Annotated in this window: 26 protein-coding genes, 2 tRNA genes and 1 pseudogene; 15 read left to right on the top strand and 14 right to left on the bottom strand. The window is 68.0% G+C overall.

The genetic code is table 11. The features are described from left to right. Positions 1-171 precede the first annotated feature (171 nt). The 4 genes from ilvA (at position 172) to P1L40_RS10460 (ending at position 2,114) form a co-directional block, all read left to right on the top strand. Positions 172-1,383 (top strand): threonine ammonia-lyase, encoded by a 1,212-nt coding sequence (ilvA, locus tag P1L40_RS10475; protein ID WP_284006850.1) that lies wholly within the window; start codon positions 172-174, stop codon positions 1,381-1,383. A gap of 39 nt (positions 1,384-1,422) precedes the next feature. After that, a complete protein-coding gene (locus P1L40_RS10470) occupies positions 1,423-1,800 on the top strand; it encodes a Rid family detoxifying hydrolase (RefSeq protein ID WP_284006849.1) in 378 nt (125 codons plus the stop codon). Then, on the top strand, positions 1,800-2,003 hold the full coding sequence (locus P1L40_RS10465) for a DUF7981 family protein (protein WP_284006847.1): 204 nt from the start codon (positions 1,800-1,802) through the stop codon (positions 2,001-2,003). The genes P1L40_RS10470 and P1L40_RS10465 overlap by 1 nt, the downstream gene beginning before the upstream one ends. A gap of 28 nt (positions 2,004-2,031) precedes the next feature. Continuing rightward, positions 2,032-2,114, top strand: a tRNA-Ser gene (locus P1L40_RS10460). 33 nt (positions 2,115-2,147) lie between these two features. Here the strand turns inward: P1L40_RS10460 and P1L40_RS10455 are convergent. Together P1L40_RS10455 and P1L40_RS10450 are read right to left on the bottom strand one after the other, a co-directional pair. Continuing rightward, complete coding sequence (locus tag P1L40_RS10455) at positions 2,148-2,402, bottom strand: DUF7577 domain-containing protein (protein ID WP_284006845.1); 255 nt, start codon at positions 2,400-2,402, stop codon at positions 2,148-2,150. 36 nt (positions 2,403-2,438) lie between these two features. Continuing rightward, on the bottom strand, positions 2,439-2,813 hold the full coding sequence (locus P1L40_RS10450) for a VOC family protein (protein ID WP_284006844.1): 375 nt from the start codon (positions 2,811-2,813) through the stop codon (positions 2,439-2,441). Positions 2,814-2,904: 91 nt separating this feature from the next. Between P1L40_RS10450 and P1L40_RS10445 the strand changes: the two genes are divergently transcribed. Together P1L40_RS10445 and P1L40_RS10440 are read left to right on the top strand one after the other, a co-directional pair. Continuing rightward, positions 2,905-4,308 carry a PAS domain-containing sensor histidine kinase gene (locus P1L40_RS10445; RefSeq protein WP_284006842.1) on the top strand — a complete coding sequence of 468 codons (1,404 nt, stop codon included), beginning with the start codon at positions 2,905-2,907 and terminating at the stop codon, positions 4,306-4,308. A 39-nt stretch (positions 4,309-4,347) separates the two neighbouring features. After that, positions 4,348-5,322: an aldo/keto reductase gene (locus P1L40_RS10440; RefSeq protein ID WP_284006841.1), complete on the top strand. Its 975-nt coding sequence runs from the start codon at positions 4,348-4,350 to the stop codon at positions 5,320-5,322. Positions 5,323-5,397: 75 nt separating this feature from the next. On the opposite strand, the gene P1L40_RS10435 is transcribed toward P1L40_RS10440, so the two are convergent. Further along, positions 5,398-6,276: a PhzF family phenazine biosynthesis protein gene (locus P1L40_RS10435; protein ID WP_284011059.1), complete on the bottom strand. Its 879-nt coding sequence runs from the start codon at positions 6,274-6,276 to the stop codon at positions 5,398-5,400. Positions 6,277-6,362: 86 nt separating this feature from the next. On the opposite strand from P1L40_RS10435, the gene P1L40_RS10430 reads away from it, so the two are divergent. From P1L40_RS10430 to P1L40_RS10420, 3 genes are all read left to right on the top strand, one after another. Further along, positions 6,363-6,980, top strand: coding sequence for a DJ-1/PfpI family protein (locus P1L40_RS10430; RefSeq protein WP_284006839.1), 618 nt, complete (start codon positions 6,363-6,365; stop codon positions 6,978-6,980). Between the two features lie 73 nt (positions 6,981-7,053). Further along, on the top strand, positions 7,054-7,443 hold the full coding sequence (locus P1L40_RS10425; protein WP_284006837.1) for a hypothetical protein: 390 nt from the start codon (positions 7,054-7,056) through the stop codon (positions 7,441-7,443). Beyond that, positions 7,440-7,631 (top strand): helix-turn-helix transcriptional regulator, encoded by a 192-nt coding sequence (locus tag P1L40_RS10420; RefSeq protein ID WP_284006835.1) that lies wholly within the window; start codon positions 7,440-7,442, stop codon positions 7,629-7,631. Before P1L40_RS10425 ends, P1L40_RS10420 begins: the two co-directional genes overlap by 4 nt. A gap of 10 nt (positions 7,632-7,641) precedes the next feature. Here P1L40_RS10420 and P1L40_RS10415 read toward each other — a convergent pair whose 3' ends face one another. Together P1L40_RS10415 and rnz are read right to left on the bottom strand one after the other, a co-directional pair. After that, on the bottom strand, positions 7,642-8,709 hold the full coding sequence (locus P1L40_RS10415; protein ID WP_284006833.1) for a Gfo/Idh/MocA family protein: 1,068 nt from the start codon (positions 8,707-8,709) through the stop codon (positions 7,642-7,644). A gap of 34 nt (positions 8,710-8,743) precedes the next feature. After that, entirely contained in the window at positions 8,744-9,667 is a 924-nt protein-coding gene (gene rnz, locus P1L40_RS10410) for a ribonuclease Z (RefSeq protein ID WP_284006832.1), read from the bottom strand. A 290-nt stretch (positions 9,668-9,957) separates the two neighbouring features. On the opposite strand from rnz, the gene P1L40_RS10405 reads away from it, so the two are divergent. The 4 genes from P1L40_RS10405 (at position 9,958) to P1L40_RS10390 (ending at position 13,919) form a co-directional block, all read left to right on the top strand. Further along, on the top strand, positions 9,958-11,526 hold the full coding sequence (locus P1L40_RS10405; RefSeq protein WP_284006831.1) for a DUF7282 domain-containing protein: 1,569 nt from the start codon (positions 9,958-9,960) through the stop codon (positions 11,524-11,526). A gap of 51 nt (positions 11,527-11,577) precedes the next feature. Further along, complete coding sequence (locus P1L40_RS10400; RefSeq protein ID WP_284006830.1) at positions 11,578-12,243, top strand: potassium channel family protein; 666 nt, start codon at positions 11,578-11,580, stop codon at positions 12,241-12,243. A gap of 329 nt (positions 12,244-12,572) precedes the next feature. Continuing rightward, positions 12,573-13,046, top strand: a complete 474-nt coding sequence (locus tag P1L40_RS10395; protein ID WP_284006829.1) for a DUF7384 family protein — start codon at positions 12,573-12,575, stop codon at positions 13,044-13,046. A 51-nt stretch (positions 13,047-13,097) separates the two neighbouring features. Beyond that, positions 13,098-13,919 (top strand): DUF8054 domain-containing protein, encoded by an 822-nt coding sequence (locus P1L40_RS10390; RefSeq protein WP_284006828.1) that lies wholly within the window; start codon positions 13,098-13,100, stop codon positions 13,917-13,919. Here P1L40_RS10390 and P1L40_RS10385 read toward each other — a convergent pair. The 6 genes and pseudogenes from P1L40_RS10385 to P1L40_RS10360 form a co-directional block, all read right to left on the bottom strand. Next, positions 13,903-14,679 (bottom strand): SDR family NAD(P)-dependent oxidoreductase, encoded by a 777-nt coding sequence (locus P1L40_RS10385; protein WP_284006827.1) that lies wholly within the window; start codon positions 14,677-14,679, stop codon positions 13,903-13,905. The genes P1L40_RS10390 and P1L40_RS10385 overlap by 17 nt on opposite strands. Before the next feature lie 186 nt (positions 14,680-14,865). Next, a pseudogene (locus P1L40_RS10380) lies at positions 14,866-15,249 on the bottom strand (non-canonical purine NTP pyrophosphatase); the annotation flags it as partial. 77 nt (positions 15,250-15,326) lie between these two features. Continuing rightward, positions 15,327-15,602, bottom strand: coding sequence for a DUF5808 domain-containing protein (locus P1L40_RS10375; RefSeq protein ID WP_284006826.1), 276 nt, complete (start codon positions 15,600-15,602; stop codon positions 15,327-15,329). 95 nt (positions 15,603-15,697) lie between these two features. Then, the gene (locus P1L40_RS10370; RefSeq protein WP_284006825.1) at positions 15,698-17,365 is read right to left on the bottom strand and encodes a bifunctional N(6)-L-threonylcarbamoyladenine synthase/serine/threonine protein kinase; all 1,668 of its coding nucleotides are present in this window, start codon (positions 17,363-17,365) and stop codon (positions 15,698-15,700) included. Between the two features lie 8 nt (positions 17,366-17,373). Then, positions 17,374-17,505, bottom strand: a complete 132-nt coding sequence (locus P1L40_RS10365) for a 30S ribosomal protein S27ae (protein WP_284006824.1) — start codon at positions 17,503-17,505, stop codon at positions 17,374-17,376. Continuing rightward, the gene (locus P1L40_RS10360; RefSeq protein ID WP_284006822.1) at positions 17,505-17,810 is read right to left on the bottom strand and encodes a 30S ribosomal protein S24e; all 306 of its coding nucleotides are present in this window, start codon (positions 17,808-17,810) and stop codon (positions 17,505-17,507) included. Before P1L40_RS10360 ends, P1L40_RS10365 begins: the two co-directional genes overlap by 1 nt. A gap of 186 nt (positions 17,811-17,996) precedes the next feature. Here P1L40_RS10360 and P1L40_RS10355 point away from each other — a divergent pair, with 186 nt between their 5' ends. Further along, positions 17,997-19,454, top strand: a complete 1,458-nt coding sequence (locus P1L40_RS10355) for an ATPase domain-containing protein (RefSeq protein WP_284006820.1) — start codon at positions 17,997-17,999, stop codon at positions 19,452-19,454. 3 nt (positions 19,455-19,457) lie between these two features. Beyond that, positions 19,458-21,344: a PAS domain S-box protein gene (locus P1L40_RS10350; RefSeq protein ID WP_284006818.1), complete on the top strand. Its 1,887-nt coding sequence runs from the start codon at positions 19,458-19,460 to the stop codon at positions 21,342-21,344. On the opposite strand, the gene P1L40_RS10345 is transcribed toward P1L40_RS10350, so the two are convergent. From P1L40_RS10345 to P1L40_RS10335, 3 genes are all read right to left on the bottom strand, one after another. Further along, positions 21,338-22,348, bottom strand: a complete 1,011-nt coding sequence (locus P1L40_RS10345; protein ID WP_284006816.1) for an AAA family ATPase — start codon at positions 22,346-22,348, stop codon at positions 21,338-21,340. The two genes, P1L40_RS10350 and P1L40_RS10345, sit on opposite strands and share 7 nt — an antisense overlap. Positions 22,349-22,563: 215 nt before the next feature. Continuing rightward, positions 22,564-24,954: a bacterio-opsin activator domain-containing protein gene (locus tag P1L40_RS10340; protein ID WP_284006814.1), complete on the bottom strand. Its 2,391-nt coding sequence runs from the start codon at positions 24,952-24,954 to the stop codon at positions 22,564-22,566. A 352-nt stretch (positions 24,955-25,306) separates the two neighbouring features. After that, positions 25,307-25,377 (bottom strand) — tRNA-Gly (locus tag P1L40_RS10335). Positions 25,378-25,419 lie beyond the last annotated feature (42 nt).

The raw sequence follows: 25,419 nt of genomic DNA, 5'->3' as shown, positions 1-25,419 counted from the left end.
GGGGCCGACGCCGGGCAGACAGCGCTCCCACCGCGGCTTCGTCCCGCACTTTCACTTTCGCCGCGGTTCGACTGGTTTTATATCACCGGGTGTGCATACTCCGGATGCAGTCACACGCTCCCCCTTACGTTTTCCCGCAGGCCTAACATCCCACAGCGAGTAGGCCGTGCCATGCTCTCCCTGGACGACGTGCTGGCGGCGCGCGACCGGGTCGCCGAGACTTCCCGGCACACGCCGCTCGACTACTCACACACGTTCTCGTCGATGACCGGGGCCGACGTGTACCTCAAACTCGAACTGTTCCAGCGCACCGGCGCGTTCAAGATCCGGGGGGCGACAAACCGGATCGCGACGCTCTCACAGGCAGAGCGTGACGCCGGCGTCGTCACCGCGAGCGCGGGCAACCACGCACAGGGGGTCGCGCTGGCGGCGACGCGGGCCGGTGTCGACTCGAAGATCGTCATGCCCGAACACGCCCCCATCTCGAAGGTCGAAGCCACCCGGAACTACGGCGGCGAGGTCGTCCTCTCGGGACAGGACTACGACGAGGCCGCCGAGCGCGCCCACGGGATCGAACGCGAGGAGGGCCGGACCTACATCCACGCGTTCGACGACGAGATGGTGATGGCCGGCCAGGGGACGATCGGCCTGGAGATCTACGAGGACCTCCCCGGCGTCGACACGGTCGTCGTCCCCATCGGCGGTGGCGGACTCGTCAGCGGCATCGCCACCGCGCTGAAGGGGAAGAACCCGGACATCCGCGTCGTCGGCGTCCAGGCCGAGGGCGCATCCAGCGTCGCCGAGTCACTGGCGAAGGGCGAGCGGGTCGTCCGCGACGAGGTCCGGACGATCGCCGACGGGATCGCCACCCGGACGGTCGGCGAGCGGACCTTCGAGATCATCCAGGACCGGGTCGACGAGGTAGTGACCGTCGACGACTCCGAGATCGCCGTCGCGCTGACGACGCTGTTAGAGCGGGCGAAGATCATGGTCGAGGGGGCCGGCGCGGTCGCGCTGGCAGCGGTGCTCGAAGACCGGTTCGACTACGACGACGGCGAGACGATCGTCCCCGCGCTGTGTGGGGGCAACATCGACCTGAACACGCTGACGAACGTCATCATGCGCGGCCTGGTCGAGACGGGGCGGTACGTCAAGATCAGGACGGTCCTGACCGACCACCCCGGCTCACTCGAACGACTCGTCTCGGTGCTGTCGGCCGAGCAGGTCAACATCTACGGGATCGAGCACGACCGGACCAGCCGCGACGTGGCGATGGACGACGCCGAGGTGGAACTGGACCTGGAGACGAGAGGCCCCGACCACGTCGAGGCACTGCTTTCGGCGCTGCGCGAGGAGGGGTATCAGGTCGAGGTACTCGTCTGAGCGAGGGCTTTTAAGCCGCTGGCGGCCGCCGCTTCGGGTATGAAAGAGACGGTCCACACCGACGAGGCGCCCGCCGCCGTCGGCGCGTACAGTCAGGCGACGACCACCGACGATCTGGTGTTCACCGCGGGCCAGATCCCGCTGACACCCGACGGCGACCTGCTCGACGGCGCCGCCGTCGATGTCCAGACCGAGCAGGCCCTGACGAACCTCCGGGCGATCCTGGAGGAGGCCGGCACGACGATGGACGACGTGCTGAAGGTGACGGTGTTTCTGGACGACATCGAGGACTTCGACGCGATGAACGACACCTACGAATCGTTCTTCGACGACGAACCACCGGCGCGATCGGCCGTCGCCGTCGCGGACCTCCCGAAAGGCGTCGCCGTCGAGATCGAGGCCGTCGCCGCGAAGTGATGGACGCCGCGACGAAATCGAGCCTCCTGTGGGGCGTCGTCGGCGCGCTGTCCTTTCTCGTGCTCGTCCAGGGGTACGAACTGTTCGCAGCGCGACCGATCGCCGCCACGGTGAAGGTGGGGGTGGCGCTGGCCGTCGGCGTCGGGGCCACCGTCCTCACCACCGTTGCCCGGGGGCGACTACCCGGAAACGAAAGCCATTAACCGACGGCCGTCAGACTCACGATTGCGAGCCAGAGTGGCCGAACCTGGTAAGGCGCACGCCTGGAAAGCGTGTTCCCTTTGGGATTCTGGGTTCAAATCCCAGCTCTGGCGTAGTTCTGTCGTCGATCGGTTCCCGAGCGGAGCCTACAGCGGTTCCAGACAGTGCCGACAGTAGGTGAACCCGGGCTCGTTGCTCGTTCCGCAGTGGGGACACGGGTGGCTGTCGGCCGGCGAGTCGTCGCTGTCGTCGGACTGCGGGTCGGGCGGACGAGGTTGCCCCCGTCGCCGTCGCTGACGGCCCTCGCGGACGATCCCGACGAGGACGGGGACCGCAGCCGCCAGCGCCGCCAGCAGCAACACCGTCACGGCGAGCAGGTACAGCTGCCCGGGTTCGATCACGGCCGGACTACGCGGGCCAGCGACGTAGCTCCTCGGTCACTCCCACTGGAACAGTTCGAGCGTGTACCCCTCGGGGTCCTCGACGAAGGCCGCATACGCGTCGGCCTCAGGGATCGTCGTCGGCTCCAGAACCGCCGCGCCGCCGGCCTCGACGGCCGTCTCGAACGCCGCGTCGACATCCGCGACGGTGAAAGCGACGTGGTCGGTATCCGCACGGCTGGGTGCGATCGGTGTGGTTCGGTCCGGATCGTACCGGAGCTGGATGTCACCGTCCTCGCCGGATCGCCCCAGGTAGACGTTCTCGACGCCGTTCAGCGTGAATCGGTTGGTCTCGGAAAAGCCCATCTCCTCGTAGAAGGCCATCGCGCGATCGAGGTCCGAAACACAGAGTGCGACGTGTGCAAGGTCCATACTCGCCGGATTCGAGAGCACCAGGGATGACTGTACCGGTGCGGAAACGGTCGCCGGTTCTTTGGGGCCACGGACGAAACATTTGGGCCGGATGAACGATTCGGGTCCCTCGACCCTCTTGCTGGAGTACACGCAAGACAAGATCGCCGTACTGGACGAGTCGGGGACCTACACCTACGTCAACGCGGCCGCAGAGCACGTTATCGGCTACGAACCGGCCGCACTGATCGGAACGAACGCCTTCGAGTACGTCCATCCCGACGACCGTGGGGTGTTACAGGACGCCTTCGAGACGATCGTCGGAACCGAGGAGTTCCAGGCGGACACGGCGACGTACCGCTACCGCGCCAGCGACGGGTCCTGGACCTGGCTCGAAAGCCGGATGTCGAACCTGACCGACACGGAACTGGCGGGCTACGTCGTCAGTTCCCGGGTCGTCACCGACCGCATCGAGGCCGAACGGGAGCGCCAGGAGAGCCAGGCACGGCTGCGCGAACTGGCCGATACGACCGACGATGTCCTCTGGCTGGTCGACGGAGATTGGGAGGAGGTGCTGTTCTGTAACCCGGCCTACGAGGCTGTGTTCGGCCGCCCGGTCGAGGAACTGGAAGCGGGGCCAGAGAACATCCTCGACTGTGTCTACCCGCCGGACCGGCCCGTCGTCGAGGAGTCGATGAAACAGCTCTCGGAGGGGGTCCCGACCGACAAAGAGATCCGGGTGAACCCCTCGACCGGCTACAACCGCTGGGTGTGGATCCAGGGGGAACCGATCGTCGAGGACGGCGAGGTCGTCCGTATCGCGGGGTTCAGCCGGGACGTGACACACCGTCGCCGTCGGGAGCGACAGCTCGCGGTGCTCGACAACTTCCTGCGGCACAACATCCGCAACCAGTTGAACGTCGTCATCGGGAGCGCCGAGACGCTCGAATCCGACCCGAACGTCGACATCGAGACACACGCGACGATGATCCGACGGGCCGGTGAGGGGCTGCTGGAGACCGCGGAGAAACAGCGCGACATCGTCGAGATGCTCACCAGCCAACCCCGAACGGCGACGACCGACATGAGCGAGGCGGTCCGAGACGCTGTCGGGCGACTGCGGAACCAGTACCCGGCGACGAACATCGAGACGGTGCTCCCCGAGACGGCGGTCGTCGACGGCCCCGGCGAACTGGAGTGTGCGGTGGCCGAACTCGTCGAGAACGCGATCCGCCACAACGATCGGGGGACCCCGCGGGTCCGGATCGCCGTCGAAACGGTCGGCGACCGGGTCGAGGTGACCGTCGAGGACAGCGCGGCACCGATCCCCGAGTACGACCGGAACGTCCTGCTGGGCGACCACGAGATGTCGGCGGTCAACCACAGCCGGGGGTGTGGGCTCTGGCTCGTCTACTGGACGGTCGACCTGGCCGGCGGGACCATCGACCACACGGCCGACGACAGCGGGAACACGGTGACACTGTCGCTGCCGCAAGCGTCGGAGCCAGAGGCCTGACAGCGACGGGAATTTATCCGTCGCGTCCGATGCCGAGCCATGGAGTACACCACACTCGGTTCGACCGGGATCGAGGTCAGTCGGATCTGTCTGGGTTGTATGAGCTTCGGGAGCGACCGCGAGTGGATGCTAGACGCCGAGGAGGGCCGTGAACTCGTCGAGCGGGCGATCGACCTGGGCGTGAACTTCTTCGACACCGCGAACGTCTACTCCGCGGGCGAGAGCGAGGCAATCCTGGGCGACGTACTGGCCGACTACGACCGCGACGAGCAGGTCGTCGCGACGAAGGTCCGGTTCCCCGGCGCCGACGACCACCGGAACGCGAGCGGGCTCTCGCGGAAGACCATCGAGCAGGAACTGGAACACTCCCTCGATCGATTGGGGATGGACACCGTCGACCTCTACCAGATCCACCGCTGGGACTACGACACGCCCATCGAGACGACGCTGCGGGCGCTGGACGACGCCGTCCGGCGCGGCCAGGTCCGCCACATCGGCGCCTCGTCGATGTGGGCCAGACAGTTCCAGCGGGCGCTGCAGATCAGCGACCGCGAGGGGCTAGCTCGCTTCGAGACGATGCAGAACCTCCATCACCTGACCTACCGGGAGGAGGAACGCGAGATGCTGCCGCTGTGTGACCGCGAGAACGTCGGCGTCATCCCGTGGAGCCCGCTGGGCGCCGGGTATCTGACCCGGCCCCACGAGGAGTTCACCGCGACGACCCGTGGCGTCCACGAGAACGAGACCGCCGAGGTCCCCTACGACGAGGGGCCGGGCAGCGAGGAGATCAACGAGCGAGTGCAGGAGTTGGCCGCCGACTACGGCGTGACGATGGCACAGATCGCGCTGGCCTGGCACTTCGAGAACGGCGACACGACCGCGCCGATCCTCGGGACCTCCAGCATCGAGCACTTAGAGGAGGCCGTCGAGGCCCTGGAGATCGACCTCTCGGCCTCTGACGTGGCGTATCTGGAGGAGCCCTACGAGCCGGTTCCTGTGTACGGGCACGAATAGCGAGACTCCGAGCATAGCGAGGAGTCTCGACGAAGCGGTGAGCGAAGCGAACCGCGGAGTACCCTGGCGTCTTTGCTACACCAACTCACCGCTGGCGACCGGGACGACGCTGCCACCGACCTCGACGGTGACCGGGTCGCCGCCGGCGTCGGCCGACAGCTCCAGCAGCGACGGACGCCCCATCTCGTACCCCTGTTCGACGCGGGCGTCGACGGTGTCGTCGCCGAAGAACTCGTGGCGGGCGAGATACGCCGCGAGACAGCCGTTCGAGGAGCCGGTCGCCGGGTCCTCCGGGACATCGTAGAACGGCGCGAACACGCGGTCGGCGAGGTCGTTGGCGTCGTCCCGGGGGTCGGCACAGAACGCGAGGACGTTCTTGGCGTCGCGGGCGCCGGTCACCCGGTCGTAGGCCGTCCGGTCGATGTCGATACTGGTCAGCGCCTCGCGGTCGGCCAGCGGGACGACGACCGTCGGGAGCCCGGTCGAGACTATCTGGACGGGCCAGTCTGTCGCCAGCGCCTCGGTGGGGAGGCCAAGCACCGCCGCGAGGTCCTCGTGAGCGAGACGGTCGCCAAAGTCGGGGGGCTGTTGGGTCATCCACAGCGACTCGCCGTCGTCGCGCTCGACGGCCTCGACGGGGACCTCGCCGACCTGCAGGTCGAGCACCACCGTCTCGGGCCGGCCGTCGGCGAGGTGGTCGCGGATCACCTGGGCGGTCCCGAGCGTCGGGTGGCCGGCGAAGGGGACCTCCTCGGCCGGCGTGAAGATCCGGACGGGCCAGGCGCCGTCCGCGGGGGGACCGGTGACGAACGTCGTCTCCGAGAAGCCCATCTCGGCGGCGATGGCCTGCATCTCCGCGGTGCCGAGGGAACCGGCATCACGCACGACGGCGAGTTGGTTGCCGGCGTAGCGTTCGCGGGCGAACACGTCGACGAGGTGGAACGGGCGGGACATGTCTGCGGGGTCGGCGGCACCGCCAAAGAGCATGTGGGAACCGTGGTACCACACCACTATTTGTCCGTGGCACTCGCTGCGAGCGTATGGACACTGTCGCGGTCGTCTGTTACGAGGGGTTCGACGAACTGGACGCCGTCGGCCCCTACGAGGTGTTCGAGAACGCCGCCGACGCCGGCGCGACCTGGGACGTGACGCTTCGCTCGGTGGAGGAGGCCGAAACGGTGTCCGCCAGCCACGGGCTCCGGGTCCGCCCGGACGGTCCCCTGCGCGCCGTCGACTCGGACCTCGTGGTGGTCGCCGGCGGAGGCTGGAACGCACGCGGCGACGAGGGAGCGTGGGCGGAGGCCCAGCGGGGCGCGTTACCCGAACTGCTGGCGGCGGCCCACGACCGCGGCGCGACCGTCGCCGGCGTCTGTACCGGTGGGATGCTCCTGGCCCGCGCGGGCCTGCTGGACGGCCGGCCGGCGGTCACCCACCAGGCGGCTCTCGACGACCTCCGGGCGACCGACGCCGAAGTCGTCGACGCCCGCGTGGTCGACGACGGGGACGTACTGACCGCCGGCGGGGTCACGTCGGGCCTCGATCTCGCCGTCTACCTGGTCGAGCGCGAGTGGGGCGCGAACGTGGGCCAGCGGGTCACCCGAGAGATGGAGTACGAGCGCCGCGGCAGCGTCTATCGGGGTGATGGCGAGGAGCGGTAGATTTATATTCTGTGTAAAGCATGCTTTACACGTAAAGCGTCCTTTACGACAAGCGCGCTTTACGTGGTTCCCGATGACGACTGCACACACCCTCACGACGTACCGACGCACGTACTTCGGTCTCTGGGCCGGCGGTGGCCTGGCGCTGGCACTGTTGATCGCGGCGGGCTACCCGCTGGTCGGGGTCGCCGGCTTCGCGCTGACCGCCGTGGCCGCCACGGCCCTGCAGTACCGCACGCCGGTCATGTTCGACGAGCGGGACACGACGGTGTTCCAGGAGGCCGGCGCGAACACCGTCGCCGCCGTCGGGATGAGTTCGGCCGTGATCTTCCCGACGATGACGGTGTTGCGAGCGCTGGGGCTGGTGGCGTGGCCGCTGTGGCTCGTCCACCTCGCGTGGTTCGTGACCGGGCTGTTCGCCCTGTGGGCGCTGCTGGTCGGCGTCGCGCGGGCGAAGCGATGAGAAACAGCCTGCCCGAGTTCCGCGAGCGCCGCGGCGAGAGCCAGGCCGACCTGGCCGCCGCCGTCGACGTGACACGCCAGACGATCAACGCCGTCGAGCGGGACCGCTACGACCCCTCGCTGGAACTGGCGTTCGCGCTGGCGGCACACTACGACTGCGCGATCGAGGACATCTTCTCGCCCGAGTGAGCCACCGGACTCAGGCGTTGGCGTGGGCCTCGTTGAGCAGGTCCTGTACGTTGACCGGTTCGCCGCGCTCGCTGCTCTCGATCGCGGCGAAGACGATCGCCATCGATTCGAGGACGGCGTCGACGTTTGTCTCCATCCGCTCGTTCCCGTCGAGCCAGTCACAGAACTGCTCGATGAGCCAGGTGTTCTCCCAGGATGGGCGTTCGTCCAGCGTGATGGGTTCGCCCTCGGGCTTCCGTCCCCAGTCGCCGACATCGTCGGCGTCGAAGGGGTAGCGGGTCAGTTCGCGGTGGTCGAGGACGATGGTCTCGTCGCGACACTCCGCGCGGAACTGCTCGTGGCCCCAACCGTTCAGCGCCGTCGCGTTGCCGTAGCTGCCCTCGTACTGGACGCGGGTGCCGTCGGCGAAGTACATCGTCACCAGACCGGTACAGTCCCCTTCGTAGTCGGCGGCGTCGGGGACCCAGGTGTCGGCGTACACCTCCTCACAGGGCGCGTCGACGAGCGACGCCAGGATGTCCAGGTGGTGGACCGCGCCGTCGAGCAACAGTAGGTTCTCCATATCGTGGACGTAGTCCGAGTACAGCCCCCGTTCGCGGACGTTGCCGGTGTACCTGGCCGTGAGGTAATCGACCGGACTGGCGTCCTGGACCGCACGCCGGAACGTCGTCTTGTCCTGGTCGAACCGGTGGCTCATCGTGATCCCCATCTTCTTGTCCGCCTGCCGGACCTTCTTCGCGATGCGGACGGAGCCCTCCAGCGTGTCCGCGATGGGCTTCTCCGAGAGGATGTGACAGTCGTGTTCGAGGGCGATGTCGACGACCGGTTCGTGGGCGGCCGGCGGTGTCACGATGGAGACGAAGTCCGCCTCGCGTTCGCTCAGGGCCGTCTCCAGATCGGTGTAACACCGTTCCGGGTCGAGATCCAGTTCGGAGCGAGCGAGCGTGAGACGGTCGGGATCGGTGTCGACCGCGGCTGCGACCTCGATACGGCCGGCCGCGACGTTGGGCGGGATCGACTGCTCGACCCAGTGGTGGCCGCGACCACCGAGGCCGACGTGTACCATCCGGTAGGTCATACCTCGGCTACCGCGTCAGTACCTAAAGGTACAACTATTCGGCGTCGGGGAAGGCGACCTCGCGTTTGTGGCCGTCGTCGGGGACGAACACCTCGCCGTCGAAGACCTCCCTGGCCTCGGCGGCCAGCCGGTCGGTCTGGCCGGCGTAGCGCGTCGAGATGTGGGTCAGCGCCAGCGTGCGGACCCCGGCGTCGGCCGCGACCTGGCCGGCCTCGCGGGCCGTCGAGTGGGCGGTCGCCTGCGCGCGGTCGGCCCGGTCCCCCGCGAAAGTCGCATCGTGGACGAGCAGGTCGGCGTCGGCGGCGGCTTCGACGACGCCGTCGGTCGGTCGGGTGTCGCCGGTGTAGACGAACGTCCGGCCGGGTCGGGGCGGCCCGACGACCTCCTCGGGCCGGATCGTCCGGCCGTCGTGTTCGACCGCCTCGCCACGGTGGAGCTTCGAGTACTTCGGTCCCGGCGGAAGCCCCAGTTGCTCTTCGGCTTTCTCGCGATCGAACCGGCCCTTGCGGTCGTCCTCGTCGATCACGTAGCCAACCGAGGCACAGCGGTGAGTGGTCGCGATCGCCCGGACGGTGTAGTCCTCGCCGTCCAGCGCAACGTCGCCGGCCGACAGTTCGTTGATCCGGACCGGGAACGAGGGTTTCGTCCCGTTGGCCTCGATGAGTTGGCGGACGTTCCCGCGGGTTCCGGCGGGCACGTGGATAGCGATAGGGGCGTCCCGGTCGTTGAAGTCGAACGTCTGGAGCAGCCCCGGGATTCCCAGGACGTGGTCGCCGTGGAGGTGGGTCACGAACAGGTGGTCGACGGCGAAGCCGGTGCCAAAGCGCATCATCTGGCGCTGTGTCCCCTCGCCGCAGTCGAACAGGAGGTAGTCGCCGTCCTTGTTGACGAACAGCCCGCTGGTGTTTCGCTGTGTCGTCGGCACGGCCCCACTCGTCCCGAGGAACGTCACTCGCATCTCGTCGCACCGTCGGCCGCCGACGGGTAAACGCGTGTCGAAACCCACTGGCCGTCAGACGCTCCAGACGAAAGTGTCTGGAAACATACTGTTACGACATGGTGTCCCGTACGGCACCGGTCGGTCGGGCTATCGGTAACGTCCACGTATCGGACCGTCGGTGGGTCGAACAAACTGGTTTCCGGTTGCATAAGTCGGTGTTTCCTCGCGTAACCGACGGTAACCACACCTGTCCGTCTGTGAACAATTATCGCGCTTTATCAGCCGTTCGGGAGTTCGTTCGGGTGGCCATGGACACGGCTACAGAGAAACTGACAACGATCACGGTAGTCGCAATACTGACTCTCTCGACGCTGACAGCCGTCGCGTTCGTCGGACCGGGCGCGGCACAGGTCGGGAACGTCGGAAACGCAGGGAACGCCGCGGTATCGTTCGCCGATCAAACGACGGACGGGACGACAGTCACGGTCGAGTCGGTGAACGTCTCCGAGGGTGGGTTCGTCGCCATCCACAACGAGAGCCTGCTCGACGGTGACGCGGTCGGCAGCGTCGTCGGCGTCTCCGAGTACCTCGCGCCCGGCAACTACACGAACGTCACCGTCACCCTGTTCGACGTGCCCGGCGCGAGCTTCAACGAGACGGAGCTAACGGAGAACCAGACGCTGATCGCGATGCCTCATCTCGATACCGACGGCAACGAGACGTACGACTTCGTCTCGTCGGACGGTGCCGTCGACGGGCCGTACGTCGACGACGCCGGCCAGCCCATCACCGACAGCGCGAACGTCACCGTCGCTGCAGGGGTCAGTGGCGAGTCGTTCACCGTGAGCGACCTCAACGTCCCCACAGTCGTCCGGCAGGGGAGCTCCGAGGTAGTGAACGCGGTGGTGACCAACCCCAACGATGTCACGGACACCCAGCGGGTGACGTTCCGGTTCCAGGGCGATGTCGTCTCGCGCGAGCAGGTGACACTCGGCCCCGGCGAGTCGACCACCGTCAGGTACTCGCTCAACACGAGCGTCGCCGAGGGGACCTACTTCCTGGGCATCTACACGCGGACCCGCGGCCAGCCCGCACAGGTCATGATCGTCGACGAGGTCCAGTCGTTCGGCGTCACCGACCTCTCGGCCCCCGCGACGGCGACCGTCGGTGAGACGATCACGGTGAACGCGACGATCACGAACCCGAACCCGTTCGCGACCGATCAGCTCGTCGAGTTCCGGTTCCAGGGCGACCGCCTGGCGGAACAGAACGTCACGCTGCCGGCGAACGACTCGACGGAGGTCACGTTCACCGCCGACACCACCGGGATCGAACCCGGAACCTACATCCACAGCGTGTTCACCGAAGGGAGCGGCCAGTCGGCGCTCATCGTCCTGGGCGAGGACACGGCACCGCCGACGGACAACGAGACCGAAACGGTCGTGTTCTCGGACCAGGAGAGCGACGGGACCACGGTCACGGTCGAGTCGGTGAACCTCTCCGAGGGCGGGTTCGTCACGATCCACAACGAGAGCTTACTCGACGGTGACGCCGTCGGCAGCGTCGTCGGCGTCTCCGAGTACCTCGCGCCCGGTAACTACACGAACGTCACCGTCACCCTGTTCGACGTGCCCGGTGCGGCCTTCGACGAGGACGAACTGACGGAGAACCGGACGCTGATCGCGATGCCCCACCTGGACACGAACGACAACGAGCGGTACGACTTCGTCTCGACGGGCGGCAGCGCCGACACCCCGTACGTCGACGACACCGGCCAGCCCATCACCGACAGCGCGAACGTCACAGTCGGCGGTACCGACGACCAGGAACCGCCGTCGCCGACCCCCGAAAACGACACGGCGACCGAGACGGGCTGACCCCCCTGTCACCCGTTCACATTTATACCGGAGGCTGTCGTATCGGCCCCCATGAAGTTCGTCATCGTCGGCTACGGTCGTGTCGGCTCGCGGACCGCACGCATCCTCCAGAGCGAGGGCCACGAGGTCAGTATCGTCGAGAACGACGTTGAGAAGGCGGATCGCGCCCGTGACGCCGGGTTCACAACCTTCGATGGCGACGGGACCGACGAGAGTATCCTCAAGGACGCCGGGATCGAGAGCGCCGACGCCATCGGCGGACTGACCGGCGATCTGAACACCAACTTCACCGCCTGTATGATCGGCAAGGAGTTCGGCTGCCGGACCGTGCTACGGATCGACGCCGACTACCGCGAGGAGATCTACGAGAAGTACGCCGCCGATGTCGACGAGATCATCTACCCCGAACGGCTCGGCGCCGCTGGCGCGAAGACAGCACTGCTGGGCGGGGACTTCAACGTCTTCGCGGATCTGACCGAGAAGCTCTCGATCGCCAGCGTCCGGGTGCCCGAGGGGTCGCCGGTCGTCGGCAAACGGGTGGTCGAACTGGAGTTGCCCGGCGACGCGCGGGTCTACGCCCACGGCCGTGCCCGCGAGTCGATGACGATTCCGCTGCCACAGACGGAGATCGAAGCCGGCGACAACGTCGCCGTGATGGCCGCCCCCGACGGACTCGACGCGGTCCGTGCGGCGTTCCGCGGCGAGGCGTCTGCCTGAGACTCCCGGCTGTACCGAACTGGCGGGTCGCCACACAGAGTGGAAACTATCTGTACGAACGGCCAGCCTGTGGCACACGGGTACAGAGAGGGGTATGGGGTATCCGGGCGCGCTGTGGGAGGATAGGATAGGATTGGTCGCCGGTGCGCGCCCGGGTGAACGGATGGCTTCTCGGGAGATAAACACCCGTCAGACACGCGGCAGACGGGACGGTTTTTGTGCCTCGGCCCGTCGTCCCCGTATGACCTGGGACGACCTGTTCGAGCGGGCCGGCGAGTACGAGACGACCGTCGAGCGGGTCCGCGAGGCGCTCACGGAGCGCCGTGACGATGCCTGAGGCATCGCCCGCCCGCGTCGTCGCCGACGCCGACGTGCTGGCGGCCGATCTGCTGTGTGGCGACGGGCCGGCCCGCGCCGCGCTGGATCACGTGCGCCGGCACTCCTGGGTGACCCTCGTCGCCAGCGACCCCCTGCTCGACGACGCGCAGGCGGTGATCGAGGCACTGAGCGAGCCGTCGCTGGCGGCCGACTGGCGCGACCGGATCGAGACCGAGCGCGAGCGGGTCGAACACCCGGCCGGCGATCACCCGGCGCTGGCCTCGGCGTACCGCGGCGGGGCCGCACACCTGCTGTCCTACGACGAGGGGCTCCGGAGCGCGAAGACCGGCGCCGCGCTCCAGGCACACATGCACCTGAGCGTCAGACCGCCCGACGCCTTCGCCCGGCTGTTCGACCCGGCGTCGCTGTACGCCGCCGTCGAGGACGGGGAGTACCCCGGCCCCGACCGGGACCCGCGTGCCTGACCCGGCGGAGGCGTGGGAGTTTTTGCGTCGAGCGACGAACGGCGGACAGAGATGCTGGCCCGACTCCGAGACCCCGAGTACACCGGCGAGAACCGCTGTCTGCCCTGTACGATCGTCAACAGCGCGATCGCGGTCGCGCTGGCGGGCGCGGTCGGTGTCGGGATCGCAGTGGCGACGACACCGGTGCTCGCCGGCGTCGCGGCCGCGCTGGTCCTCGCCGTCTCGGCGCTGTCGATCTGGCTCCGGGGCTATCTGGTCCCGGGGACCCCGGAGCTGACCAAACGGTATATGCCCCCCTGGCTGCTCGCCTGGTTCGGGAAGGGGCCGGCCGCCCGGGCGGGTACCAGTCGCTTCGAGGAGGAAGGCGTCGAACTGGAGACGATGTTGCTGGACCTCGACGTACTGGAGCCCTGTGCGGAGGTCGACGACCTCTGTCTGACCGGGGCGTTCGACGACGCCTGGCACCGCGAACTCCGCGAGGTCCCCGAGAGCGTCGACCCCGAGCGGGTCCTCGACCTGCTCGGCCTGACGGCCGGCGAGGTCGGTCTCGAGGAGTTCGACGGCGCGGTCGCGATCAACCGCGACGGAGAGCGACTGGGCCAGTGGCCCTCGAACACGGCGTTGCGCGTCGATGTCGCCGCGGCCCGGACGCTGGCCGACTGGACCGACGAGTGGGCGAAGCTCTCGCCCGCCGCCCGCGGCGAGGTCCTGGCCGGCCTGCGCGTGTTCGTCCGGGAGTGTCCCGACGGCAGTCCCGCGACGTTCAGCACCGACACCGTCGAGTCCTGCTGTTCGAGCTACGAGGTCGCCACCGTCGTCTGTGATGGGACCGGCGACCGACTGCTCGAACAGCCCGTCAGCGGCCCTCGTTGACCAGGCGGGCGAGTCGCCGCGTCACCGAACGGGGCGCGAGCCGACCCAGCACGTCGACCGCCCGCAGCAGCCGGCTCGGGACGACGACCGTCTCGCCGGCGACGAGGCCGTCGTAGGCGGCCGTCGCGACCGCCTCCGGAGTGTTGGTCGTCAGCGAGCCGACGGTCGAGTCGCCCATGCCGGCCCGCTCCTGGAACTCCGTCTCGACGGGGCCGGGACAGACGACCGTCACGTCGACCGGCGTCCCGCGTAGCTCCTCGGCGATAGCCTGCGTGAAACTGTTGACGTAGGCCTTGCTGGCGTAGTAGCCCGGGAGGAAGGGGCCAGGCTGGAAGCCGGCCATCGAACCGACCGACAGCACCGCGCCGCCGTCGTCGAACTCGTCGAGAAAGAGGCGGGTCAGTTCCACCGGGAGGACGACGTTGAGCCGTAACTGCGTGCGCTCGGCGTCGAGGTCGCTGTCGGCGAACGGGCCGTAGGTGCCGACGCCGACGTTGTTGACGAGCACGCCGACCTCCAGCCCCCGGTCGGTGACGGTCTCGTACAGCTCAAGCGCCGCCCGGGCGTCGTCTAAGTCCATCGCGATCGGCGTGGCGTCGACGCCGTACTCGCGTTCGACCTCTGCCGCCAGCGACCGCAGGCGCTCCTCGCGGCGGGCGACGAGCACTACGTCGTGGCCGTTGTCGGCGAACTCGCGAGCGAGCGCCGCACCGATCCCCGCCGAGGCACCGGTGATCAGCGCCGCCCCGGCGACGGTCATCGGTCGGCGTACCACGCGGCGAACGATTCGAGGGCGCGCCCGCGGTGGGAGACGGCGTTTTTCTCCTCGGTGTCCATCTCGGCGAAGGTGGTCCCGTCGTGTTCGAAGATCGGATCGAAGCCGAAGCCACCCTCGCCCCGGGGCGCGACGAGGCGGCCGTCGACCCGGCCCTCGAACAGCGCCACGGGTGGCTCGTCGCTCCCCCTCGTCGACCCGCTCGGCCGACAGCGCGTCGCCGTCACAGTAGGCGACGACGGTCTTGAACGCCGCCGAGCGGTCCGGCTCGGGTTCGGTCATGCGCCAGACCCGCTCGACGCCGACGGTGTCCTCGACGTACGAGGAATAGGGGCCGGGGAAGCCGTCGAAGGCGTCGACGAAGAGGCCGGCGTCGTCGACGACGACGGGGCCGTCCGCGGCGCGGTAGGCCGACCGTGCGCCGTGGGCGGCCACCGCGGCCAGGTCGTCGGCCTGGATCTCCGGATAGTCGAAGTCGAACTGTGTGACATCGTCGTCGAGATACGATACCGCCTCCCGGACCTTCCCGGGGTTGGTCGTCACGAAGTTGAGCATACCACAAGGGGGGGAAGCGACGGCAAAAGAGCCGTCGAAACCGTCTACTGCCGGACGATATCGGGAGCCAGAGCGTCTCAGTCGACGACGACTTCGACCGGTTCGTCCTCGTCGTCCTCGTCGAGTGCCTTCCGCTTGCTACTGCGTTCGAGGTACAGCATCACGCCGGCGACCAGCAGTACGACCCAGGCCCGCCAGTTGGCCAGGTTCAGCGTGTAGCCGATGCCGAAGGGCTTCTCGACGAGCATCCCCTCGCCCGGCTTCCAGTACGAGGACACGAGGCGTTTGAGGCTCGGTCGCTCGAAGTTGTACGGCACGCCAAAGAGGGTCCCGGACTGTGGCTTGTCGTCCATACCACCCGATACTGTCCCGGGCGTTAAGTCAGTTGTCACCTCGGCAGTGTTGGGTGCGAGCGGGTAAGCCCATCGTACCGGTAGCGACCCGGCGACTACCGGTAGCGCCCGCGGCCCTCGATGTCGTCGAGCGACGCCAGCACGGGGTCGGGATCGCTCGCCTCGGCACGGTAGGCCGACAGCGCCGCCTCGAACAGTGCGTCGGGGTCGTCGGCGGTGCCGGCCAGCGACTGGGCGAAGACGTGGAGGTCCATCGCGTGGTCCTCGGGTTCGTCGGTGTAGTAGCCCAGGCCGAAGTCGATGAGGAAGGTGCGCCGACGGTCGGCCCCGGGCCGGACCCGAACGTTCCGCGTCGTCGGGTCGCCGTGGACGAAGCCGGCGTCGTGGATACGAGCGAGTGCGCGACCGACATCCCGGACGTGGGATTCGGTCAACGCTCCGCGCAGGTCCTCGTCGCCGACCCGCTGGAAGACGATCCGGGAGTCCCGGAGGTCCACGTCCCGGACCAGCGGCGTCGGGACGCCGTTCCGGCGGGCGTCACTCGTCAGGCGGACCTCCTGGCGGGTGCGTTCGGTCCGCAGCCGCTCGTCCAGCGCCGGGTGGCGGTAGCTCCGCGGGACCCGCTCCTTGACGACGCGGTCGGCCTCGATCCTGACGGTCGCCTCCGCACCGGTGACTTCGGTCGCCTCGTGGTCGGTCGACCCGTCGACCCGTCGATCCGCGTCGGCCCCGACGGCCTCGTCGGCCCGCCAGGTGACCGGCACCTCGTCGGGCCGGAAGTTCGAGTCGATCCCCGACTCCTCGATCGCGAGCGTGTCGCCGGCGGCGACCATCCGGGCGCCAAGCATCGCGATCATGCCGGCGTTGTCCCGCAGGAAGCGGTCCTCGGGGGCGTAGAAGTCGGCCCCGCGTTGCTCGCACATCTCCCGGAGCATCCCCTGGAGGCGCTCGTTCTGGCCGACGCCGCCCCCGAGGACGAGTTCGTCGGCGCCGGTCAGCGACAGCGCGCGCTCGGCGACCTCGGTGAGCATCGCGAAGATCGTCTCCTCCATCCCGCGACAGACGTTTTCGACCGGCGTGTCGTCGTCGACGGCCTGCTTCGCGGCGGACATGATCCCCGAAAAGGAGAAGTCCATCCCCTTGACGACGTAGGGCAGCGGGTGATACTCGCCCTCGCGGGCGCGGCGCTCGACTTTCGGCCCGCCGGGGTGTTGCCAGCCGACGTGGCGGGTGAACTTGTCGATGGCGTTGCCGACGCCGGTGTCCATCGTCTCGCCCAGCACGCGGTACCGACCGTTCCGGTAGCCCAGGACGTGGGCGTTCGCGCCGGAGGCGTTCAGACAGACCGGCGAGTCGAACCCGGAGCGGTAGCGGCCGACCTCCAGGTGGGCGACCATGTGGTTGACCCCGACGAGGGGAACGTCCAGGCGCTGGGCGACGGCGCGGGCGGCGGTCGCGACGATGCGGAGACACGGCCCGAGGCCGGGGCCACGCGAGAAGGCCACGGCATCGACCGGCGGTCCCGTCTCCCCGGCGGCGTCGGCCCGCTCGCGGGCGTGAGAGAGTGCCGTCCCGACGACCTGGGGGATCGCCTCGCCCATGTGTTCGGCGGCCTCTCGCGGGTGGATGCCGCCGCTGTCGGGCTGGTAGGCGTCGGTCTCGATGAAGACGTGATCGTCGCTCGCTACGACCGCGGGATCGTCGGTCTCGAACACCGAAGCACTGGCTGCCCAGGCGGTGCCTTCGATACCGAGAACGCGCATACGGCCCGTTACTTCCACTCGGTGTAACCGCACTTCCCGCAGTGCGTGCGGTCGTCGTGGTCGGCAAGCACCGTGTCACCGCAGCGCGGGCACAGTTCGCGGTCGAGTTTACCGTCGGAGTAGTATTCGTGGTGGGGCATTATGCCTCCTCACCCTCTTCGCCGTCGGCGACGATCTTGTTGCGTTCGAGCATGTAGTCCTGCTCGACATCGCGGGCGTGTTCGGGGCTCTCGTAGACCTTCGCGTAGCCGACGGTCTTGCGCATGCCGAACTTGGTGTCGAGTTCGTGGATGACGACCTCGTCGGCGTCCTTGTTCAGCATGGCGGCCAGCGAGTCACGCACGGAGAGTCGGGAGGGCGTGGCCTCGTCGTGGACGACCTCGAACCGGACGTCCGTCCTGTGCAACATCGGATTCTCGTCCTCGTTGATGATATCGATGTCCATAGTTCGTTGGCTCTACTTCCCTCCGAAGCGCCTAAAAGGATTTCGAAGCCGTGGAATCCGCGAACACCGTGATCGACCGAGTGATGTGACCGCCAGGGGCCGACACTGCTACCGTGGTCGGGACGCATCTCAACACTGAGAATGGAAGGGGGAAAGCCTTGTACGGGGCAGCCCAACCCAGGTGATATGACGACGAGTGAAACCGGCCGGCTCTCCACCGGTGTCGACGGACTCGACGGCGTTCTCGACGGCGGACTGCTCGGCGGCCGGAGCTACCTCGTCCGTGGCGCACCCGGGACCGGAAAGACGGTGCTGGGCCTGCACTTCCTGACCGAAGGCGCCGCCGCGGGCGAGTCGGTGCTGTATATCAACCTCGAGGAAGCGACCGACGACATCCGCGAGAACGCAACGGCGCTCGGCTTCGATCTCTCTGGCGTGACGTTTCTGGATCTGAGTCCCTCATCGGCGTTTTTCGCGGAGGATCAGTCCTACAGTATCTTCGAGGCCGACGAGGTCGACCGCGAGCCGATCCAGCGACGGATCCGTGACAGCGTCGACGAGATGGAACCGGACCGCGTGTTCGTCGACCCGGTGACGCAGTTTCGCTACCTCTCCAGTGACGAGTTCCAGTTCCGCAAGGAAGTCATCTCGTTCATGCGGTACCTGAAAGAGGCCGACGCGACCGTGCTGTTTACCTCACAGCGGTCCGCCGAGACGCCGGACGACGACCTCCAGTTTCTCGCGGACGGCATCGTCGAACTCCGGCGGGACGACGAGGGCCGGTCGCTGTCGGTGCCGAAGTTCCGCGGTTCGGATCGCCAGAGCGGCGCACACTCCATGGAGATCACCGACGCCGGCATCTCGGTGTACCCGATCCTGGACCCGGGCGATCACGCCACGGAGTTCGACACGACACCGATCCCCTCGGGGAACGCCGAACTGGACACGCTGCTGGGCGGGGGCATCGAGCGAGGGACGATCACGGTCGTCAGCGGCCCGACCGGCGTCGGCAAGACCACGACGGGGACGCTGTTCATGCAGGCCGCGGCCGACCAGGGCGAACGCTCGGCGATCTACCACTTCGAGGAGTCCCCCCGGACCTTCCGCCACCGCTGTGAGTCGATCGGGATTCCCGTCTCAACGCTCGAAACTGACGGCGCGCTCACCGTCGAGGCCGTCGAGGCGCTTGACTACTCCGCCGAGCAGTTCGCCGCACACGTCCGGGAACAGGTCGAGGAGCGGGGCGTCAGCGTCGTCATGATCGACGGGATCAACGGCTACAAGCTCTCCCTGCAGGGCAACGAGGACGCCCTCGTCGGGAAGCTCCACGCGCTGGGTCGCTACCTCAAGAACATGGGCGTGACCGTCATCTTCGTCGACGAGGTGGGATCGGTGACTGGGTCGTTCGAAGCCACGGAGGCCGGTATCAGCTACCTCGCCGACAACGTCGTCTTCCTGCGCCACATCGAACTCAACGGGGAGCTTCGGAAGGTGGTCGGCGTGTTGAAAAAGCGCGTCAGCACGTTCGAACGGACGCTCCGGGAGTTCGAGATCACATCGGACGGAATCGTTATCGGCGATCCGCTCACGGACGCCAGCGGCCTGCTCGAAGGGACGCCGGACATCGAACGGAGCGACCGATAGCCGATGGACGACGGGCAGGGAACGTCGGCCGGCGGACCGCTGTTCGCCGAGTCGACCGACCGCATCGAGCTCCTGTTCGATCACGACCGCAACGGCGAACTCCTCGGGGAGTGGCTCTCGGAGAGTTTCACGGTCGGGACCGCCACGGAGCCGCGCCTGGACGAGTCGACGGACCTCTGTCTCGTCGACACCGTCGCGTTCGCCCGCCACGAGACGGCCCTGCGAGCGTGGAAACGGGCGAGCGCCCCGGTGTTCGCGCCGGTGTTGCTCGTCAGCGAAGCGCCGGTCAGCGAGCAGTTCGATCCCGAGGAGTGGCGCACCATCGACGGGCTCTACGTCGTCGACGATGTCATCGCGACCCCGATCGAGAAACCGGTGCTCCACCGACGGCTGGCGAACCTCCTCGAACGGCGGGCGCTCTCGGAGCGCCTCGACAGCAGATACCGCCACAGCGAACAGCGGTTCGCGTCGCTGTTCACGACGCTCCCCGATCCGGCCTTCGTCAGCGACCCCGAGGGGACGCTGCTGTTCGTCAACGACGCGTTCTGTGCGACCGTCGGCACCGACCGCGAGCGCGCCGTCGGCAGCCCGCTTGCCGCGCTCTCCTCTCTCGACGACGAGACGACCGCGACGCTCGAACAGTGTCTCGGTCGGGCGATCGGCGACGACGCGCTGGCTGTGGACCAGATCGAACTCACGGCCGCCGACGGCGAGGGGCGACACCTCGAACTCAACGCGACCGCGACGGCGATCGACGACGAGCAGTTCGTCACCGTCGTCCTGCGCGACGTGACCGAGCGGGTTCGCCAGACGGACCGCCTCGAAGAGAGCGAACGACGGTTTCGACGGATCGCGACGCACCTCAACGAAGTCATCTGGATGCTCGACGCGGACGGGGAGTTGCTGTATATCAGCCCCGGCTACGAAGCCATGACCGGGCGTCCGCTGGACAACCTCCACGGGAGTCCGCTGGAGACCGCGCTGGAACACGTCCATCCCGACGACGAGGACCACGTCACCACCGTGATGGAAGCGATGTTCGACGACCTCCAAGCGGGGACCGTCGACGGCGAGTACCACTTCGAGTACCGCCTGGTCGACCGAGACGGGACAGTGCGGTGGATCCAGTCGGACGCGTATCCGGTCGATACCCCGAACGGCGAGTCACGACGCCTCGTCGGCCTGCTCGACGACGTGACCGAACGGAAGCGGCGGGAGCGCTCGCTCGAACGGCAAAACGACCGCCTAGAGGAGTTCGCGGGCATCGTCAGCCACGACCTCCGGAACCCACTGCAGGTCATCGACGCACGGTTGGACATGCTGACGACCGACGACGAGGAGCACGTCGAAGCCGCCCAGCGAGCGGTCGGGCGGATGCAGCGACTCATCGACGACCTCCTCTCGCTGGCCCGTGAGGGCGAGACCGTCTCGGAGGTCGAGGCCGTCGAGATCGCGACCGTCGCGGAGTTGGCCTGGGGGAGCATCGACGCCCCCGAGGTGACGCTGGACATCGAGAGCGACGCGGTCGTCGAAGCCGACCCCTCACGGCTCCAGCAACTGTTCGAGAACCTCTTTCGGAACGCCATCGAACACGGTTCGACGGGCGGTCGGCCGGAGACCGACGACGCCCCCGAACACGGAGCGGCCGACGGGACGATCACCGTCGGCACGCTCGACCGCGGGTTCTACGTCGTCGACGACGGCCCGGGAATCCCCGAGGACCAGCGCGACCGGGTGTTCGAGCAGGGCTACTCCACGCAGGCCAACGGCACCGGGTTCGGGCTGAACATCGTCGCGGACATCGTCGCCGCCCACGACTGGTCGGTGTCGGTCACCGACGGCGAGGAGGGCGGCGCCCGCTTCGAGGTCACCGGCGTCGACACCTACTGAGTCTCGGCCAGGTTCGCCAGCAGGTTCGAGAGGTGGATCCGCTCGTTTGCCGCCTCGGTCAGCGCCATGTCCGTCTCGCCGGCCAGCCGGTGGACCGCCGCGAGGCGCTGGCCGGAGTAGCGCGACCGAGCGACCGCCAGCACGTCTTCGAGCACGTCACCGGCACCGTACCCCTCGTCGACCAGCAGGTCGTCAAGCGTCGAGCGCGCGTCGGTAAAGCGGCCCTCCTCGGCGGCGACGACCATCGACTCGACCTGGTCGTCGGCTTCGAGGTCGTTCAGCGTCTCGTAGGCGGCCTCCATCGTCACCGCGCCCTCGGCCTCGTAGGTCGTCTGTGCGGCCAGGATCGCCGACCGGAGGTCACCGTCGGCGTAGCCGGCGACGTACTCCAGCCCGTCGGCGTCGTGGTCCGCGCCGGCCGCCGTCGTCACGCCCTCCAACACCGAGACGGTCTCCTCGTGGGTCGGCGCCCGCATGACGACCGGGAAACACCGCGACCGGATCGGCGGGATCAGCGCCGAGGGCTGGCGCGTGGCGATGACGAACTGCGTGGCCTCGTAGTACTGCTCCATCACGCGGCGCAGCGCCTGCTGGAAGTCCTCGCGCATCCCCTCGGCGTTGTCCAGCAGGATCGTCTTGTACGTCCCCGAGACCGGCGCGTAGCTGGCCGACTCCTTGAGGACGTGGTTGATGAGGTCCGCCTTCGAGGACTCCCGGCGGCGCTTACTGTCGATGAACGAGGCGAACCGGGGGTCGTTGGCGACCTCCTTTTTCGTCATGTCGAACACGTCGGCGACGTTGAGTTCGGTGAAGTCGGCGTCGGGGTTGTCGTGGACCTCGCGGGCGAAGGCCCGCACGGCGGCCGTCTTGCCGCTCCCTTTCGGCCCGTGAACGAGGAGGTTCATCGGCTCCTCGATGGCACCCTGGAGGTGCTCGCGAGCCTGTGGCTGCGGGATCTCGTCGAGTGCCGGCGCGTACGTCTCGGTCCACAGCGGGGCGTCCATCTGTCGACCGTCGGTTGGTGTGGCCGGGACAAGTATCCCGCGGTCGGGCGCTCGCTCTGCTCCAGGGCTCCCGTCGGTCGGTGCCGCCCGCCTGCTCCACGGTTCGCTTCGTTCACCGTTCCGTCGAGGACCTTCGCTGCGGTCAGCCCCTCGCTGCTCCACGGTTCGCTTCGCTCACCGTTTCGCCGAGAGCCCTCCCTGTGGTCGGGCTCTCGCTACTCGAACAGCTCCTCGAACACCTTCTGCTGTGCGGCCCGGAGGTGCTGGTGGTAGGTCGGCCGGGAGATGTCCATCGCGGTCGCGAGTTCGTCGCCGTCGATCTCGCGGGGCCAGTCGAAGAAGCCGCCGAGGTACGCGGTTCGCAGCGCCGTCTCCTGACGGTCGGTGAACCGCTCGGACAGCGAGGCACGGAACTCCTGGCGGGTCTGGACCGGGCGCTCGTGCTCGTGGTAGCCGACCAGATCGGTGCCGTCGTAGCTGTCCTCGACCAGCCCGAACACCTCGCGGGCTTCGGTCTCGTAGGGGAGTTCGATCGTGTAGCGGGCGACACCGTCGGCGGCGGTGACACCCGTGGTGACCGCGCCGTGGTCGGCCAACCGGGCGACGAGTGACTCCCCGAGCGTGATGTCGAACAGCGCGTCGCCCTCGTGTTCGACGATGCGCTTGACGCTACGGACCGACTCGTCGGTCTCCAGCGCGTCGAGGACGGCGTCGGTGTCGGCCCCCTCGGCGGTCAGGTACATCCGGAGCGTCCCGTCGTCGTCGAGGACGGTCCCCTCGGATTCGAGGGTCGCGCCGGTCGACGCCGAGAGCCGGCTCAACAGCAACTCGCGGTCGTCGACGGTGAACTCCAGTTCGACGATCCGGTCGGCCGACAGGATCTTCCCGCTCTCGATGGCGTTGATGGCGTTGGCGACGGCCTGGCCCAGCGCCTCCAGGACGACCCGCTCGCGTTCGTCGAACGCGTCGGCCTGGTCCGAACAGACGTAGAGGACGCCGTAGGTCGAATCCGTGTACGAGAGGGGGATCGCCATCACCGACTCGACGCCGGCCGCGCGGGCCCGTGGCCCCCACTCGGCGTCGACCGTCTCGAGGTTCGTGAGGACTTCTGACTCCTGGGACGCGAGGGCACGCGCGCCGGGTTCGTCCGCGTTCGTCGGGACGCTCACGTCGTCGACTTCGACGGCGGCGTCGCCGGCCCACGCACGGGCTTCGAGTCGGTCGCTGCGGACGTTCGGCCGGGCGATCCAGGTGAAGACGTACGGCTCGGTGGCCGCGACCTGCTCGCAGACCCCCGCCTCGACTTCCTCGCGGGTCGTCGCCTCGACGAGCACCTCGATGGTGTCCTCGACGAGGCCGTTGATCCGTTCGAGGATCCCCGCGATGCGCTCGCGGGTCTCCCGGACCTCCTGTTCGCGTTTCGCCCGGTTGCACGCCGCCGCGGCGTTGGTCGTCAGCAGGTCCGCGACCATGTGGTCGATGTCGTCGAAGGCGTCGGGGTCCGTCGACATCACGCTCAGGGTGCCGTGGACACCGATCGGGAAGTACATCGCCGAGCGGAACCCGGTCTCGTCGTCCTCGATGTCGTCGTAGAGCGCGGGTTCGCCGGTGGCGAACACCTCGCCGGGCCGTCCCTCGTCGATCCCGTAGATCGGGCGATCCCCGAGCAGGGCGTCGGTCCGGCCCGAAGTCGCCGCCGGCCACAGGGTCTGCTCGTCGCCGTCGTACAGCCTGACGACGTTGAGGTCCATTCCCAGGACCGTCTCGGCCGCACTGGAGACGATGTCGGCGACGGCCTCCCTGCTCGGTGCCTGCATCAGCGCCCGCGAGGTCTCCTGGAGTTCCGAGAGCATCTCCTCGCGGCGCTTGCGTTCGGTGATATCGCGGATGACCCCCGCAGTCCCGCGGAACCGGCCGTTCGGGCCGTACAGCACCGTCATGTGGTCCTCACAGGGGAACGGCTGGCCGTTCTTGGGGCGGATCTCCAGTTCGAACGTGGTCTCGACCTCGTCGGGCCCGGAACTGGACAGCAGCGACGCGAGTTTCTGTTCGGCCAGTTCGACGGTGCCGCGGTCCTTGATGATCGCCGTGTGCTCGCCCAGCAGTTCCTCGGTCGGGTATCCCGTCAGGTCCGCCATCGCCTCGTTGACGAAGACGAACTGTCCCTGGTCGTCGAGGGCGTAGACGCCGTCGTCGAGCGCGCTGATGACTTCCTCGTACCGATCGAAGTCGGTCCCGGCGTCGTAGCTCGTGTACACGCCGGCCGCCCGCTCGACGCGATACCCGAGGACGGCGTACTGCTCGTCGGTCCCTCGCTGGACGTAGTCAGTCGCCCCGCCGTCGAGCGCCCGCTGGACCGTCTCGGGACCGCCGCTGTCGAAGACCACGACCGGCAGCGACGGCGACCGGTCCCGCAGTTCCGTGACGATCGCCGGGAGGGCGCTGTCGACGCAGACGACACAGTCGACTGCCCCGACCGCGTCGGCGGCCACCGACCCCGTCGCCGTCTGGGCGGCCATCCCATCCCGCTCCTCCAGTGCTGCCGCCGTGTCCGCGACGGCGGTCTCGTCCCCGCCACAGACGAGGACGCTGATTCCGCGTGACATACCTAACAGGTTAGCCACCCAGGTATAACAAGGTAGTGGTCGGGACCCCGATACAGCCCCGTCGCCAGGCGGTAGAGCAGGTCAGACTGAACAAACCGCAGAGCGCCGGATATCGCGGGGCGACGGTCTGGTGGCGGACGACTACTGGAGCGAGCGAACGCACAGTGTTTGCGGGCCACGACGGCGCAGTCCGTCGGTGATCGGACCCGGTGGTGAGAGCCCAGTGTTCGGCGTGGTGTACTTCCCGCTGGATTGTATTCGTTGCTCGCGGATTGTTCGTCCCAAAACGCGCCGGCCGGGAGTTCACCGAGTGTCACGAGGTGAACGTCGGGCGGCAAACGACCCGAGGGAGTGCGCCGGCCGGGAATTGAACCCGGGCTATTGCCTTGGGAAGGCAATGTCCTACCACTGGACCACCGGCGCGCACGACAGAGCGTCGGGAGAGCCCGACGCACGACAAACCGG

It is taken from the genome of Haloarcula pelagica, from assembly GCF_030127105.1.
Classification (GTDB): Archaea; Halobacteriota; Halobacteria; order Halobacteriales; family Haloarculaceae; genus Haloarcula; species Haloarcula pelagica.
Note: the sequence above shows the minus strand (reverse complement) of the source record. Positions and strands in the feature narration are given on the sequence as shown.